Raw genomic sequence first — 15,681 nt, 5'->3', positions numbered from 1 at the left:
TTGTTCTGCCCCGGGGGGGGCACCCCGTTTTCGGGGGGGCCCCGGGGGTGTTGCCCGGGGGGTTGGCCGCGGGGGCCAAACCCCGAGGGGGCGGCCGGTTGGGGCGGGATGCTGGCGACGGAGCGACGCGCGATCGACCTGTCGTCGGTGCGGTCGGTCTACTACCGGCGCCCGACCGCACCGGAGTTCCCGGAGTGCATGTCCGCCGAAGCCCGCAGCGTGGCATCTGCCGAAGCGCGACGGGGATTCGGCGGGCTGTTGTCCGCGCTGCCCTGCCGCTGGCTGCCGCCACCCGGGCGTGCGGCCGACGCTGAGTACAAGCCGCTCCAGCTCAGGGTGGCGGCCGAATCAGGGCTGCGTGTTCCGAGGACGCTGATCACCAATAGTCAGGGTGCCGCACGGGGCTTCGCGGCTGGAGTCGGAACTCCGCTGGTCTACAAGCCCTTCGCGCCGATCCGCGGGACGCTCGACGGCAGGTCGGTCGCCGTCTACGCGAGCGTGGTGGCGGCCGACGACGTCGACGACCCATCGGTCGCCACCACGGCGCACCTGTTCCAGGAGTGGGTGCCGAAGGCCTACGAGGTGCGGCTCACCGCCATCGACGGACAACTCTTCGCCGCCGAGATCCATGCGAACTCGGCATCCTCGAAGGTCGATTGGCGCAGCGACTACGACAATCTGACCTACCGCGTCTGTGATCCGCCGGCCGCCGTGGCACAGGGGACTCGCCGGATGCTGGACCAACTCGAGCTCCCCTACGGGGCATTCGACTTCGTCGTGTCGCCCTCGGGCGAGTGGACGTTCCTTGAAGTGAACCCCAACGGGCAGTACGGGTTCATCGAGCAGGAGACCGGTCTTCCGATCACGGCCGCCATCTGTGACTACCTGGAAGGGAGCGACGAGGCATGACGACCGTCCGCTACTCCGATGGGCAACTCCTCCGAGCGCGTGTCGCCTTGGCGTCGGAGATCGACAGGCGGAGCGTGGCGCTGCCGTCGCGGGTGGTCGAGGCGTTCCTCAATGTGGACCGGCATCCGTTCGTTCCGGTGTTCTACCGGGAGGATCCCAACGGCCTTCACCGGCCGTGGTGGGCAGGGGAACCGGCGGATGAAGGGTGGTTGCGGGAGGTGTACACGGATCAGGTCCTGGTGACCGAGGTCGACGAGGTGCACGCGGAAGCCGGGTCGCCGAACGGGCAACGCGGGGTGCCGACCTCCTCGTCCACGTTGCCGAGCCTGATGGCGGACATGCTCGACGCACTGGATGTCCGGCCCGGGGACAGGGTGTTGGAGGTCGGGACGGGCACGGGCTACAACACCGCTCTGCTCTGCCACCTCGCGGGCGGGGCCCAGGTGACGACGATCGATCGTACGGAGCGACTGGTGGCCACCGCCCGGGCGCGGCTGTGTGCCGTGGGCTTCGAACCCACCGTCCTCCGGGCCGATGGCGCGGACGGGCATCCGGCCGGAGCCCCTTACGACCGGATCATCGCCACCTGCGGCATCCAGCGGCTCCCCCGGGCCTGGCTGGACCAGTGCGCGCCGGGCGGCCTCATCGTCGCCCCGATCAGGGGCGCGGTGGCCCGGCTGACCAAGCTGTCGGACGGGCGGGCGGTCGGGCGGTTCCTGCACCGCCCGGCCGCTTTCATGCCGCTGCGTTCCGGGGCCGGCCCGGGCCCGGAGGCGCCGGAGTGGGAGAGGGAGCGGCCCACGGGTATCAGCTTCCCCGCCTTGGACGACCCCGGGTTCTCCTTCTGGGTGGGACTCCATCTCGGAGGCTCCCGCGACTTCCGGGAGACCGTTGAGGCCGCGCACCGGAGCTGGCTCGACCAGAACCGCCCCCGGCGTGAGTGGTTCACCATCGAAGCCGGACCGGACGGCCACGTGGTGAGTTACGCGGCCCCGGACGGGACGTCGTTCCGCTGGGTGCTCTGAGCGCGGCAGGTGGCCCTTGCGTCGGGTGAGGGGCGGCGGTAGACACGGGTGGATCTTTGTTCCCCCGTAGACAGGCCGTTCGATGGCTCGTACGACCCCGCCGCGTCCGCTCGACGTGGAGGCGCTGTTCCCCGAGGTGGCCGCGTTCCGGAAGTCGGCCACCCGGCTGCATCCGCGGCCCGGCGAGCCGGGGCCCCGGGAGAGTTCGATGGGCGGGCCGGTGCTGTGGCCGTCCTCCGAGCCGTGGCCGCACTGCGCGGACGAGCATCCGCGGACGGCGTACTCCCCGCCGAGGACCACGGAGGGCCCGGTCCCGCTGGTGCCCGTCCTGCAGTTGTTCGCCGCTGATCTGCCCGGGCTCGAACTGCCGCCCGGCACCGACCTGCTGCAGTTGCTGTGGTGCCCCTTGGAGCACGATCCGGACTTCGTGCCCCGCCCGGAGGTGTTCCGGTGGGACAGTGCCTGCCCGGACCTCGCACCGGTGGCGCCCTCCCGCCCGGACGGTGCGGACGACGACTACCTGCCGGATCCGTGCGTCCTGCACCCGGAGGTCGTCACCGACTACCCGAACTGGGACCTGCCGGACGAGGTCGCCGACGCGCTGAGGGCCAGGTTCGAGCAGGTGGAGGAGGAGACCGGCTGGTCGTACTGGTACCACCTCTCGGTGTCCAGCGGGATCAAGGTCGGCGGCTATCCGACCTGGACGCAGGAACCGGACTGGCCCGACTGCCCGTCCTGCGACCGCACCATGCGGCACCTGCTGACCGTCAACAGCCGCGAGTTCGACGGTGAGGGCTGGCGTACCTGGCTGGCCGTTGAGGACACCCCGGCGGAGGGCGAGATCTGGGACCTCCCGTACGAGGAGCGGAAGCTGGTCCAGTGTCCGCCGGACCTCACGATCGGCGACATGGGCGGCGTCTACCTGTTCGAGTGCCCGGACTGCCCGGACCGGCCCCTCGCGCACCGCTTCGACTGCTCCTGACGGACGAGCGGGGTGCGGCCCCCTCCCCTGGGCGGGGGAGGGGGCCGGGCCGCCGGGACGATCCGCCGACCGTCGTCACGGCGGGACGGTGGAGGCATGAAGACGACCCTCCTTCGCCCCGCCGCCGCCCCCGCCGTCCACGCAGCCTCCGCCGCGTACGCCGCCGCCGTGTGGGCCGGCGCGTTCTCGCTCGTCCACCTCTACTGGCTGTTCGGTGGCCGGATCGGCCTCCCGGACGGGCTGTCCGTCACCGGGAACACCCCGCTGCTGATCATCGACATCCTCGCGATCCCGGGGTGTGCCGTGGCGGCGGTGCTCGCGCTGGCGATCGTCCGGCCGTGGGGCGGGCGGCTGCCCGCCAAGCTGCTCGGCGTCGCGCTGTGGGGCATCACCGCCGTCCTGCTGGTGCACTCGCTGCCGTCCGTGCCGGACTGGTTCGCGCTGGCCACCGGCTCCCGGACGACGGGCGACTTCGACGCGATGGGACGGTTCGCGACGCTGCTCTACGAGCCCTTCTTCCTGGCCGGCGGGCTGCTGTTCGGCCTCGCCACCCTCGCCCGCCGCCGCCCCCGCCGGAGCTGAGGGCCGAGGCTGAGGGGCTACGCCGGGTGCTCCAGGCCGATGGCGCGCAGGACGTCGGCGAGCCACACCAGGTGGTGGCCGATGGCGCGGTCCGGGTCGGCCAGCAGGGCCTGGAGTTGCGCCCAGGACTCCGACACCTGTCCGATCGTCAGCACGTCGGGCTTCGCGGTCATGTCGTACAGCTCGGGCGGTGGCACGGTCCAGAAGAGGTCGTTCGGCAGGGCGGCCTCACCGCCCGCCCCGTGCGCCTCCAGGTGCCGCATCAGCACCTCGAACGAATCGCGCACCTGATCGAGGGAAACCCGCAACTGTTCATCGCTCATCGGCCCATCCTGCCCGGGCCGGACGGTGCGAGCGCAGGGGGTTCCCCGTCCCCGCCGTGGTCGGACGCTTCGCCCACCCACCAAACGTCGTCATTCGGCCTCTTCGGCCCCGCGCCTTGGCGCGATCGCCCCTTGTGGGTGACCGGACGTGTTCGTAGCGTGACCACCTCCGCCGCATCGCGGCTCCCGCACAACGACGTGGAGGTGGCTTCGCCATGCCTGGAACGCCCGAGTACGCCGAGCCCATCGGGCCGACCCCCGCCGTCGCGGCGGCGAACCGGCGGGCCGCGGAGGCGGCCACGGCCGCCGACGAGAAGGACGGCCGGGACTTCGCCGACGCGAGCCGGTTCCTGATCGCCCCGCCGGACGTGCCCGTCATCGTCTCCCGCAAGGACCGGGAGAAGGTGGTCTGGGACTTCACCGCCTACGAGTTCCTCGACCCCGACAACCGTTCCGGGTTCCCGACGGTCAACGGCAGCCTCCACCGCCAAGGCGAACTGACGGCGATCGCAGGCCTGTTCCAGGTCACCAGCTGTCGCGAGTACCGGATCTACCAGGTGCGCGGCTACGACCTGTCCAACATGACGATCGTCGAGAGCGACGCCGGCCTGGTCGTCATCGACCCGCTGGCCTGCTACGAGACCGCGCAGGCCGCGCTCCGGCTGTTCCGGGACAAGACGGAGCTCAGCAAGGAGCAGCGGCCGGTCAAGGGCATCGTCTACACCCACTGCCACGTCGACCACTTCGGCGGCTCCCGCGGCCTGTTCCACGAGCTCGGCGACCCGTTGGAGCCCGGCGTGCCCGTCGTCGCGCCGGAGGGCTTCCTCGAACACGCCGTCAGCGAGAACATCTACGCCGGCCCCGCGATGGCCCGGCGCGCGCAGTACATGTATGCGGCGCAGCTGGACAAGGGCCCGACGGGGCAGGTCGGTTCGGGCCTCGGTCTGACCATCTCCACCGGCGAGGTGACGCTGGTCCCGCCGACCGAGTACATCGGCGGACCGGCCCACCCGGCGGTGCCGGAGCAGAGCTGGCGGGACGGCTACGTCATCCCGTGGCGTCCGGGCCTGTACGAGTTCGCCCTGGCCGGCGTGCAGATGCTGTTCCAGCTCACCCCGGGCACCGAGGCCCCGGCGGAGATGAACATCTACTTCCCGGACGCCCGCACCCTGTGCATCGCCGAGAACGCCACCCACACCATGCACAACATCCTCAGCCTGCGCGGCGCGCAGGTGCGGGACGCCCACGCCTGGTCGAAGTACCTCACCGAGTCGATCCAGACCTTCGGCAAGGAGACGGACGTCCTGTTCGCCTCGCACCACTGGCCGGTGTGGGCCGAGGTGGAGCAGGAGGGGCCGGGCGAGAAGGTGAGCAACGCCCGCATCCTCGAATTCCTCAACAAGCAGCGCGACATGTACGGCTACCTCAACGACCAGACGCTGCGCCTGATCAACGCGGGGCAGACCGGCACCGAGATCGCCGAGGAGCTGGCGACCCTCCCGCCCGGCCTCGACGACCACTGGTACAACCGGGGTTACTACGGCTCGGTGAGCCACAACCTCAAGGCGGTCTACCAGCGGTACATGGGCTGGTACGACGCCAACCCGGCGCACCTGTGGACGCTGCCGCCGGTGCAGGCGGGCGCCAACTACGTGCAGGCGATGGGCGGCGCGGAGGCCGTCGTTACCCAGGCCCGGCAGGCCTACGACACCGACACCCCGGACGGCTTCCGCTGGGCCGCCGAACTCCTCAACCACGTCGTCTTCGGCGCCGCCGCCACGACCGGCACGACCGGCACGACCGGCACGACCGGTACGGCCGGCACGCCGGTCCCCGCGGACGTGCTCCAGCAGGCCAAGGAGCTCCAGGCGAAGGTGTTCACCCAGCTCGGCTACGGCGCCGAGAACGGCACCTGGCGCAATGCCTACCTGACCGGCGCCCAGGAGGTCGTCCACGGCCCGCAGCCGCTGATCACCAGCCAGTCCTCCGCCGACCTGATCCGCAGCACCACCCTGGACCAGTTCTTCTCGGCGCTCGCCCGCAGCGTGGACGGGCCGACGGCCGCCGAGCAGCACCGCGTGCCGATCGCGCTCAACTGGGAGTTCACCGACACCGGCGACCGCTGCACCACGACCTTGCGCAACGGCGTGCTGGTCTTCGTGCCGGGCGGCGACCGCTTCGTCGAGGTCCCGGACGCCACCATCACGCTCACCCGCCGGACGCTCGACGACATCGCCGAAACCCCCGGTTTCCAGCGGAACTTCGACCGGGCGGTGCAGGACGGGAGGATCACGCTGGCCGGCACGTACGCCCAGCAGGCGGCGGACAGCGTCTTCGGCACGCTGACCCTGCCGGACCCGAAGTTCCCGATCGTCACCCCGTGACGCGGTGATACGGCGTGGGGGGCCCCCGCGCCCCCCCCCGGGCCCCGGACGCCGGCGCTGCGGGACCACTCTTGGCCCCTTGGTTTCTGACGTAGGAAAAGCTACGTTGCGTTCATCGTTCTGCTCATCGCATCGCGGCAAGAGAATCCTATTTTCGCAGGTAGGTTGCCAGGGATCAGCGCCAGAGACCTGCGGGGAATGCAACGAGCCCGGGCCGCCTTTCGTTGCAATGGATTGACGGTGGACGCTATCGTGGACGGAGAGCGCAGAGACCATCGATCCCGAAGGAGGCCGCGATGCCGGGCGGCAGGCTCACCCAGCAGGAACGCCAGCAGATCGCGCTGGGACTGGCCGACGACCTCGCGTACGCGGAGATCGCCAGGCGCCTCGACCGGCCGACCTCGACCGTCACCCGCGAGGTGATGCGCAACGGCGGCCCCGCCACCTACCGCGCCGACCTCGCCCACCGCGCCACCGGACACCGCGCCCAGCGCCGGCGGCAGTCCGCGCCCCAGGGGCCGGGCGCCACCCCGCAGCCGCACGGCCGGGACGCCGAGGCGGTGCACGCGTACGAGGAGGTGTTCACCGCCGTCCTGATGCAGTCCGGCATGCCCCGGATGATGTCCCGGGTGCTGGCCTGCCTCTACCTCACCGACGCGGGCAGCCTCACCGCCGCCGAGCTGGTCGAGCGCCTCCAGGTCAGCCCGGCGACCATCTCCAAGTCGATCGCCTTCCTGGAGAGCCAGGGCATGGTGACCCGGGAGCGCGACGAGCGGCGCCGCGAGCGCTACTTCGTGGACGACGACATCTGGTACCGCTCGATGATGGTCAGCGCCCAGGCCACCGCCCAGCTCGTCGACACCGCCCGGCAGGGCGTCGGCATCCTCGGCGGCGGGACCCCGGCGGGCAACCGGCTGGAGAACATCGCCCGCTTCCTGGACTTCGTCTCCGAGTCGATCGCCCGCGCCGCCGAACAGGGCCGCGAGGTGCTGCACGCGAAGCCGCTGGGCGGGGAGGACGCGGAGGGCGCGGAGGTGTGACGGGGGTCACCGTCAGGCGTGTCACACGGCGCCCGGCCACCTTGTCCAAGAGAACGACAAGGAAGTGCCGAACCCGAGGGAGCACACCGTGGAAGCCCGACTGAACCCCTTCGCCAACCCGGTCATGACCAAGGTCTACAAGCACCTGATCGCCGCGAACCAGCCGATCGCCGACTCGACGCTGCCGTACGCGACCCAGGAGCTGGTGCGGCTGCGGGCCAGCCAGATCAACGGCTGCGGGTTCTGCGTCGACATGCACTTCAAGGACGCCGTGCACGCGGGGGAGGAGGCGACCAGGCTGAACCTGGTGGCGGTCTGGCGCGAGGCCACCGTCTTCACCGACGCCGAGCGGGCCGCCCTGGAGCTGGCCGAGCAGGGCAGCCGGCTCGCCGACGGGGGCGGGGTGACGGACGAGGCATGGGCGAACGCGGCGAAGCACTACGACGAGGAGCAGCTCGCGGCGCTGGTCTGCGTCATCGCGCTGATCAACGCCTTCAACCGGGGCAACGTCATGATCCGCCAGCCCGCCGGGGACTACCGGCCGGGCCAGTTCGCCCAGCACTGAGCCGAGAGTGTGTGCGCGGTCGGGCGGCACCCCGTCCGACCGCCCGCCGCCGCCCGCCGCGGTTCGCCGCCGCCCGCCGCCGTCCGCGGCCGCCGCGGGCGGGTGGGGGCGTGACCGGCCCGTGCGCACACCACCGAGCCCCACCCCAGGGGGCTTGTCACCGCAAAACCGACCGTTAAGGTGTTAATCCAACATTCATCCATGCCGCATAGCCTCCGGGGGCTAGCCTCATGCTGAACGTCATCGTCCGACCGGGAGGCGGAACCCCCGTGCAAGGCACTGTCACCACACCGGGCGGCCCCGCCGTGGCCGGGGGCCAGGGCGAGGCCTTCCTCCTCGTCGTGGACGACGAGCCGAACATCCGCGAACTGCTCGCAGCCTCGCTGCGCTTCTCCGGATTCCGGGTCGCCTCCGCCGCGAGCGGGACGGAAGCGCTGGAACTGATCGCCGTCGAACGTCCGGACCTGGTGGTCCTCGACGTGATGCTGCCCGACCTCGACGGCTTCACCGTCGTCGAGAAGCTGCGCGAGCGCACCAACCGGGGCCAGATAGCCGGGCCCGCGCACGGACACCCGGGCGACCACCTGCCGGTGCTGTTCCTCACCGCCAAGGACGGCGTCGGCGACAAGGTGCAGGGCCTGGCCGCGGGCGCGGACGACTACGTCACCAAGCCGTTCAGCCTGGAGGAGCTGATCGCCCGGATCCGGGCGATCCTGCGCCGGGCCGGCGGCCCCGCCGAGGACGGGCGCCTGCTGGTGGCCGACCTCAGCCTCGACCCGGTCGCCCACGAGGTGACCAGGGCCGGCACCCCGGTCGCGCTCTCCCCGACCGAGTTCAAGCTGCTGCACTACCTGATGGCCAACGTCGGCCGGGTGGTGTCCAAGGCGCAGATCCTCGACCACGTCTGGGCCTACGACTTCGGCGGCGACCTCTCCATCGTCGAGTCGTACATCTCCTACCTGCGCCGCAAGCTCGACTCCGGCCCGGCGCACGGCCCCAAGCTGATCCACACCGTGCGCGGCATCGGCTACGCGCTGCGCCGCCCCCCGCAGGGCTGACGGGCCGGCCCGTGTTCACCCGCTTCACCTCCCGGCTGTCGCTGCGCGCCCGGCTCCTGGTCCTCGCCCTCGTGCTGGTGACCACCGGGCTCGCGGTCAGCGACACCTTCGTGCTGGGCGCCGTGCGGGCCCAGCTGGTGGAGCAGCTGGACGAGCAACTCCAGCGCTACGGCGTGCCGTTGTCCCGCAAGGCGCCGATGCAGGTGAGTACCCCGGGCAGCAGCAAGCCGGTCGTCTCGGGGCGCCGGATCAGCCTGCCCAGCCAGTACCTGGTGCAGTGGCTGTCCGCGGACGGCAAGGTCCAGACCTCGCTCCGCCAGCCCGTCTCGGACACCGACCCGGCTCCCCAACTCGGCGGCCTGGACCCGACCCAGACCGCCCCCGACACCCCCTTCGACCTGCCCGACCAGCGCGGCCACCACAGCTGGCGGGTCCTGGTGCTGCCGATCCAGGCCCCGCGCACGCCGACCCCCGGGCCCGGCGTGTTCGCCTCCCCGGTCAGCACCCCGACCTACGTCATGGTCGCCGTCTCCCGCGAGGACATCGACACCACCGTCGGCCGGCTGAGCACCTCCTTCCTGGCCATCGGCGGCGGCGTCCTGCTGCTCATCGCCGCGCTCGGCTTCTTCGCCGTCCGGGCCGGACTGCGGCCGCTGCGGCGGATCGAGGAGGGCGCCGCGCGGATCGCGGCCGGCGAACTCTCGCACCGGATGCCGGAACTCTCCCCCGGCACCGAGGTCGGACGGCTGTCCGTCGCGCTCAACGGCATGCTCACCCAGATCGAGGCGGCCTTCGCGGCCCGCGCCGAGTCCGAGGCCCGGATGCGGCGCTTCGTCGCCGACGCCTCGCACGAACTGCGCACCCCGCTGGCCGGCATCCGCGGCTTCGCCGAGCTGTACCGGATGGGCGCGCTGCCCACCGGGGCGGACGTCACCCGGACCATGAGCCGGATCGAGAGCGAGGCCGTCCGGATGGGCACCCTGGTCGAGGACCTGCTGGTGCTCGCCCGGCTCGACGAGGAACGCCCGCTCGACCTCGCCCCGATGGACCTGCGCACCCTCGCCGCCGACGCCCTGCACGACCTCACCGCGCTCGACCCCAGCCGCCCGGTCGCCCTCACCGGCCCGGCCGGCACCGGCGCGCCCGGAGCGGCGCCCGTCCTCGGCGACGAGGCGCGGCTGCGGCAGGTGGTCACCAACCTGGTCGGCAACGCCGTCAAGCACACCCCGCCCGGCACCCCGGTGCGGATCGGGGTCGGCGGCGGGCCCGACGGGGTCTGCCTGCTGGAGGTCGCCGACACCGGGCCGGGCCTCACCGAGGAGCAGGCCCAGCGGGTCTTCGACCGCTTCTACCGGGTCGACGCCTCCCGCAGCCGCGACAACGGCGGCGGCGGCGGACTCGGCCTCGCCATCGCCACCGCCCTCACCCGCGCCCACGGCGGCACCCTCACCCTGGACACCGCCCCGGGCGCCGGCGCTACGTTCCGGGTCGAACTGCCCACGAATGGCGACCGGGTTTCCTGAGCCCTTGTCGACCGTCTTTGTCGACTCGTCAATTCCGCTGCGGACCGGGCAATTACGGCGTCCCTCCCATTGCCGGAAACCGGCATGGAGAGCAAAGAATCCGTATGCCTATGATCGGCACTGCCGGAGCGTCAGAAGGCGCCCCGGCAAGGGCATGTGCTTTCCTTTTCGACCCGAAAGGGGTCATGGTGAAACTCCGCCGTACGCTGGTCTCGGCCGCCCTCGTCGCCGCCGTGCTCTCGCCCGCCGCCGTCCTCCCCGCGGCACCCGCCTTCGCGGAGTCGGCTCCGGCGGCCCCGACCCAGAACGACACCGGCTCGATCGCCGCCCTGGAGAAGGCCGCCGCCGACGCGGCCAAGGCCTACCAGAAGGCCAAGACCGAGCAGGCCGACATCGCGGCCAAGCTCGAAGCCTTCGACCCGGAGCCCTACCTCGCCAAGCACCGCGAGGCCCAGGCCGCCGCCAAGAAGGCCACCGAGGCCCGGACCGCCGCCGAGGACGAGCTCCACCAGGCCATGTCCGTCTACGACAAGGCGTCGGACGCCGAGCGCGAGAAGGCCCGGCAGGACCTGCTGAAGGCGATGGACAAGGCCAACGCCGCCATCGCCGCCGAGAAGAAGGCCCAGGCGGCCGCCGCGGCCACCGGCACGGCGGCGGACGACGCCAAGGTCGACCTCTACCGCAAGATCAACGCCGCCAACAAGGCGGTCGAGACCGCTCTCGCCGTGAAGAACACCGCCGACAAGGCCCTCGCCGACGCCAAGGCCGCGGCGGAGAAGCCCGCCGAGAAGCCGGTCGAGAAGCCGGCGGACAAGCCCGCCGAGAAGCCGGCCGACAAGCCCGCCGACCAGGGCGCCCAGCAGCCCGGCACCGTCACCCCGGTCACCGACAAGTCGACCACTACGGTGAAGACTTCGAGCTCCACCGACACCAAGGCCGCCGCCGCGACCACCACCGCGACCACCACAGCGACCACCGGTTCGGCCGCCGAGCTCGCCGAGACCGGCTCCAACCCGGCCACCCCGTACCTCGCCCTCGGCGCCGCCACCGCCATCGGCCTCGGCGCCGCCGCCCTCTACGTCTCGCGCCGCAAGGGCGCCCGCCCCACCTCCTGACCCACCCGGTCCGCGCCCGCTCGGGAGGAGGACGCGGACCCCGGCACCCCCGCCACCGCAGGGCAGGCCCCTTCCGGCCTGCCCTGCGGTTTCGCGTTTCCGCACCCCAAACGCCCCGTTCGGGTGAACCCCGGGCCATTCACCCGATCAGCCCTCCGGTCGTGTGCGACCGTGCTGCCGTCGCTTGTGCGAGATCGCGCAGGCTCATCACACTGGACCGGAGAAGAGGTGTCTCGTGAGCGTGCTAGTTGCTGAGGTGGCCGTCGTGAACCTGGACCAGGTGCTTTGGGACGTGTGGAAGTCCTCGGAACTGCCTGAGGGCTATCGCCTGGAGATCATCGAGGAGACCCTCGCGGTGTCACCCACGGGCAGCAGCCGTCATTTCGATGTGAACAACCGGGTCTTGGAGGATCTCTTCCTCCACCTGCGTGGCAGTGAATGGAGGCCCGGGAACGACTGCAACGTCATCGACGGACTCAAGGTCTTGATCCCCGACGTGTTCGTCGCACCGAAGGACATCGAATCGGTCGAGCATCCCGAGGGCAAGGGCGTACTGGCTTCCAGCGTCGCGCTGGTCGTGGAGACCGTCTCGCCCGGTTCTGAGAACCGCACGCGCGACCACGTCCTCAAGCACCGCGCCTACGCCCGTGCCGGCATCCCGGTGTACGTGATCATCGACGATCACGAGAACGGCGGCGTGGTGACCATCCTCACCGGGCCGGATCGTGAGCGCCGCGCGTACGAGTACGCGGCCCGGATCCCGTACGGCAAGGAGGCCGTGATCCCCGAGGGCCCGGCCAAGGGCTTCGTGATCGGCCCCGGGATCACCGGAGAGCCCCGTGGTTGATCCGACGTCCGTCTCCTTCAAGCGGGACCTCTCCGAGTGGCGGATCGCCCTCGTCGCCTGGCGGTTGCTGATCCTCCAGGCGGCGGATCCGGTGGTGGGCGCCGGGATGCACGAGCACTCCACCTACCGGGCACACCCGTGGCGGCGGATCGAGCACACCCTGGGCAGTGGCCGGCGGCTGTTCTACGCGGACGCGGACGCCCTGCGCCGGGAGGTGGCCCGGCTGAACCGCGCCCACAAGCGGATCAGCGGCACGATGCCGGACGGCCAGGCGTACGACGCCCGGGACGCGGCGACCAGGGTGTGGGTGCTGCTGACGCTGTTCGAGTGCGTGGCGGCCATGCGGCGGCTCGGCGGGGACGGCTACGACGCGGACCAACTGGAGCTGGTGTACGCGGAGTTCAGGGAGGCGATCGCGGCCTTCGAGCTGCCGGAGGAGGAGCTCCCGAAGACCGCCGCCGACCTGCCCGGGTACTTCGCCCGGTACGCCGCCGAGAAGCTGGAGTTCACCGAGGCCGCCCGCTACCTCCTGGACGACATCCTGCACGAGGCGCCCCGCCCGCGCCGGCTGTGGTTCCTCGGGGACGCCGGGTGGCGGGTCACCCGGTCCCTGGTCGCCCGGCTGGTCCGTGAGTTGACGGTGGCGGACCTGCCGCCGGCCGTGCGGGAGCGGTTCGGCCTGGTCCGGACCCGGCGGGGTGCCCTGCTGTCGGTGCTGCTGCACCGCGGTGCCGGGATCGTCGTGCCGCGCCTCCCGGAGCGGCTGCGCTACCGGGCCCCGGAGGAGCAGGCCCCGCCGCGCCGGCTGCGGCCGCAGCGCCGGGACGCGCGCGGCTCCCGGGTGGACCGGTTCTTCCGCGAGGTGCTCGACCAGACCGGGGACGGCGTGATCACCGTGCACGACCTGCGGGCGATGGCCCACAACGTGTGCTGGCAGCTGGAGTTGGACGAGGCCGCGGAGGCCCGGGTGTACGCGGCCTTCGACGGGTGGTGGGAGCAGCTGCGGGTGGCGATGGACGCCGACGGGAACGGCGAGGTGAGCCGGGAGGAGTTCGTGGCGGGGACGCTGGCGGGCTGCGACCGGGACGACGCGTACCTGGAGCAGGGGCTGCTGCCCGCTCTGCGGGCGGTGTTCACCGCGGCCGACACCGACGGCAGCGGCTTCCTGGAGTTCGACGAGTACCGCGCGGTGTTCGGCGGCCCGCGGGTGCACCCGGCCGAGCTGTCGCACGGTTTCCGCCAGTTGGACACGGACGGGGACGGGCGGATCACGGTGGAGGAGTTCGTGGGGGGCTTCACCGAGTTCTTCACCGCCCGGGCCGACTCGACCTCGGGCGCCCAGCTCCTCGGCCGTCCGTAGCCGAGGTCCGCCCACAAGCCCACAGCCGAGCAGGCGCTCGGCGCCTAGCACGCCCCGCCCGCGACCGCGAGCGGGGCGTGCCGCTGTCAAGCGCCGGTTCGGCCAAGAGCGGCGCGCCGTCCGCCCGCTCGTTCGTTGCCCCGGGCCCGGCCGGTCCGCAGACTGTGCGCACCGCCCGCACACACCGTGACGCACCGCACAGGGATGTCAACCCCACCCCACCTGCGGTTCCCCCGTAAGGATGGTGGATACTGTGCTTGTGAACGTGTTCACGTTCACAAGCGGACAAGCTTGCACGGGTGTGCGGCGGTCTACGGCTATAGATGAAGTTTGTCCGGAACACGCCCTGAGAAAGGGCCGGTTGGGAGAGAGGGCGACGTGGAACTGGCAATCGCTCACGAGACGATCGCGCGATGGCAATTCGGAGTCACCACCGTCTACCACTTCCTCTTCGTACCGCTCACCATCAGCCTGGCCGCGATCGTGGCCGGGCTGGAGACCGCCTGGGTGCGTACGAACAAGGAGAAGTACTTCCACGCGACGAAGTTCTGGGGAAAGCTCTTCCTCATCAACATCGCGATGGGCGTCGTCACCGGAATCGTCCAGGAATTCCAGTTCGGCATGAACTGGTCCGACTACTCCCGCTTCGTCGGTGACGTCTTCGGCGCCCCGCTCGCGATGGAGGCGCTGATCGCCTTCTTCTTCGAGTCCACCTTCATCGGCCTGTGGATCTTCGGCTGGGACAAGCTGCCGAAGAAGATCCACTGCGCCTGCATGTGGATGGTCGCGCTGGGCACCGTGCTCTCCGCCTACTTCATCCTGGCCGCCAACTCCTGGATGCAGCACCCGGTCGGCTACGCGATCGACCCGGCCACCGGCAAGGCGCAGCTCACCGACATCGCCGCGGTGCTGTTCCAGAACACCACCCTCACCGTCGTCTTCCACACCCTGACCGCCGCCTTCCTCACCGGCGCCGCCTTCATGGTCGGCATCTCCTCCTTCCACCTCTGGAAGGCCAAGCGCAAGCCCGAGGGCGCCGACCCGAAGAAGACCGCCGTGATGCGCACCTCGCTGCGGCTCGGCCTGGTCCTCGCCGTGGTCTTCGGCGCCGGCACCGCGCTCAGCGGTGACACCCTCGGCAAGGTCATGTTCGAGCAGCAGCCGATGAAGATGGCCGCCGCCGAGGCACTGTGGGACACCCAGTCGCCCGCGCCGTTCTCGATCTTCGCGGTCGGCGACGTCAGCAAGGGCCACAACTCGGTCGAGCTGGAGATCCCCGGGATACTCTCCTTCCTCGCCCACAGCGATTTCAGCTCCTCCGTGCCCGGCATCAACGACACCGCGGCCGCCGAGGCCGCCGCGCACGGCGGCGACCCCAAGGACTACATCCCGAGCGTCTTCGTGACGTACTGGGGCTTCCGCTTCATGATCGGCTTCGGGATGACCTCCTTCGTCGCCGCCCTGATCGGACTCTGGACCACCCGCCGGAAGTTCCTGCTGCGCCCCGAGTTCCGCACCGGCGACACCGAGGTGCCCCGGCTGATGCTCACCCCGTCCAAGGAGATGGGGCCGCTGCTCACCAAGTGGAGCTGGCGGATCGGCATCCTGACCATGGGCTTCCCGCTGATCGCCAACAGCTTCGGCTGGATCTTCACCGAGATGGGCCGTCAGCCCTGGGCCGTCTTCGGCCTGATGACCACCGCGAGCGCCGTCTCCCCGAACGTCGGCATCGGCACCCAGATCGGCGCGCTGGCCACCTTCACCACGCTGTACGCGATCCTCGCCGTCGTCGAGGTCCGGCTGCTGGTCAAGTACGCCAAGGCGGGCCCGGTGGTGACCGAGCAGCCCCCGGCCAAGGACCCGTCGCTGCGCGGCCCGGCCGCGGACGAGGACGCCGACAAGCCGCTCGCCTTCGCCTACTGAACCCGTACTGAACCCGTACTGACCCACGGAAAGGAGACCTAGGGT

Annotated in this window: 14 protein-coding genes; 13 read left to right on the top strand and 1 reads right to left on the bottom strand. The window is 71.2% G+C overall.

All coding sequences use genetic code 11. The features are described 5' to 3' along the window. Window positions 1–108 precede the first annotated feature (108 nt). The 4 genes from ACFXPX_RS12845 (at window position 109) to ACFXPX_RS12830 (ending at window position 3,498) form a co-directional block, all read left to right on the top strand. Entirely contained in the window at window positions 109–909 is an 801-nt protein-coding gene (locus tag ACFXPX_RS12845; protein WP_380640994.1) for an ATP-dependent carboxylate-amine ligase, read from the top strand. Further along, entirely contained in the window at window positions 906–1,934 is a 1,029-nt protein-coding gene (locus ACFXPX_RS12840; RefSeq protein WP_380640992.1) for a methyltransferase domain-containing protein, read from the top strand. The genes ACFXPX_RS12845 and ACFXPX_RS12840 overlap by 4 nt, the downstream gene beginning before the upstream one ends. A gap of 82 nt (window positions 1,935–2,016) precedes the next feature. Beyond that, window positions 2,017–2,916, top strand: coding sequence for a DUF1963 domain-containing protein (locus tag ACFXPX_RS12835; RefSeq protein ID WP_380640990.1), 900 nt, complete (start codon window positions 2,017–2,019; stop codon window positions 2,914–2,916). A gap of 96 nt (window positions 2,917–3,012) precedes the next feature. Beyond that, a complete protein-coding gene (locus ACFXPX_RS12830) occupies window positions 3,013–3,498 on the top strand; it encodes a DUF3995 domain-containing protein (protein WP_380526177.1) in 486 nt (161 codons plus the stop codon). A gap of 17 nt (window positions 3,499–3,515) precedes the next feature. On the opposite strand, the gene ACFXPX_RS12825 is transcribed toward ACFXPX_RS12830, so the two are convergent. After that, entirely contained in the window at window positions 3,516–3,821 is a 306-nt protein-coding gene (locus ACFXPX_RS12825; RefSeq protein ID WP_375891969.1) for a hypothetical protein, read from the bottom strand. 215 nt (window positions 3,822–4,036) lie between these two features. On the opposite strand from ACFXPX_RS12825, the gene ACFXPX_RS12820 reads away from it, so the two are divergent. The 9 genes from ACFXPX_RS12820 to ACFXPX_RS12780 all read left to right on the top strand — a co-directional run bounded on the left by ACFXPX_RS12820 (window position 4,037) and on the right by ACFXPX_RS12780 (window position 15,636). Next, window positions 4,037–6,205: an alkyl/aryl-sulfatase gene (locus ACFXPX_RS12820; protein WP_380640988.1), complete on the top strand. Its 2,169-nt coding sequence runs from the start codon at window positions 4,037–4,039 to the stop codon at window positions 6,203–6,205. A 296-nt stretch (window positions 6,206–6,501) separates the two neighbouring features. Further along, window positions 6,502–7,245, top strand: coding sequence for a helix-turn-helix domain-containing protein (locus tag ACFXPX_RS12815; protein ID WP_375895900.1), 744 nt, complete (start codon window positions 6,502–6,504; stop codon window positions 7,243–7,245). A gap of 88 nt (window positions 7,246–7,333) precedes the next feature. Beyond that, window positions 7,334–7,810, top strand: coding sequence for a carboxymuconolactone decarboxylase family protein (locus ACFXPX_RS12810; protein ID WP_375895897.1), 477 nt, complete (start codon window positions 7,334–7,336; stop codon window positions 7,808–7,810). A gap of 269 nt (window positions 7,811–8,079) precedes the next feature. Beyond that, window positions 8,080–8,868 carry a response regulator transcription factor gene (locus tag ACFXPX_RS12805; RefSeq protein ID WP_375895337.1) on the top strand — a complete coding sequence of 263 codons (789 nt, stop codon included), beginning with the start codon at window positions 8,080–8,082 and terminating at the stop codon, window positions 8,866–8,868. An 11-nt stretch (window positions 8,869–8,879) separates the two neighbouring features. Further along, window positions 8,880–10,391, top strand: a complete 1,512-nt coding sequence (locus tag ACFXPX_RS12800) for a sensor histidine kinase (RefSeq protein ID WP_380526186.1) — start codon at window positions 8,880–8,882, stop codon at window positions 10,389–10,391. Between the two features lie 185 nt (window positions 10,392–10,576). Then, complete coding sequence (locus ACFXPX_RS12795; protein WP_380640986.1) at window positions 10,577–11,506, top strand: LAETG motif-containing sortase-dependent surface protein; 930 nt, start codon at window positions 10,577–10,579, stop codon at window positions 11,504–11,506. A 265-nt stretch (window positions 11,507–11,771) separates the two neighbouring features. Continuing rightward, the gene (locus ACFXPX_RS12790) at window positions 11,772–12,353 is read left to right on the top strand and encodes a Uma2 family endonuclease (protein ID WP_380526190.1); all 582 of its coding nucleotides are present in this window, start codon (window positions 11,772–11,774) and stop codon (window positions 12,351–12,353) included. Continuing rightward, window positions 12,346–13,713, top strand: coding sequence for an oxygenase MpaB family protein (locus ACFXPX_RS12785; RefSeq protein WP_380640984.1), 1,368 nt, complete (start codon window positions 12,346–12,348; stop codon window positions 13,711–13,713). The genes ACFXPX_RS12790 and ACFXPX_RS12785 overlap by 8 nt, the downstream gene beginning before the upstream one ends. A 378-nt stretch (window positions 13,714–14,091) precedes the next feature. Next, window positions 14,092–15,636 carry a cytochrome ubiquinol oxidase subunit I gene (locus tag ACFXPX_RS12780; RefSeq protein ID WP_375895324.1) on the top strand — a complete coding sequence of 515 codons (1,545 nt, stop codon included), beginning with the start codon at window positions 14,092–14,094 and terminating at the stop codon, window positions 15,634–15,636. Window positions 15,637–15,681 lie beyond the last annotated feature (45 nt).

The organism is Kitasatospora sp. NPDC059146 (assembly GCF_042786665.1).
Lineage (GTDB): Bacteria > Actinomycetota > Actinomycetes > Streptomycetales > Streptomycetaceae > Kitasatospora.
The sequence above is the reverse complement of the archived record's forward strand: the minus strand, read 5'-3'. Positions and strand labels throughout refer to the sequence as shown.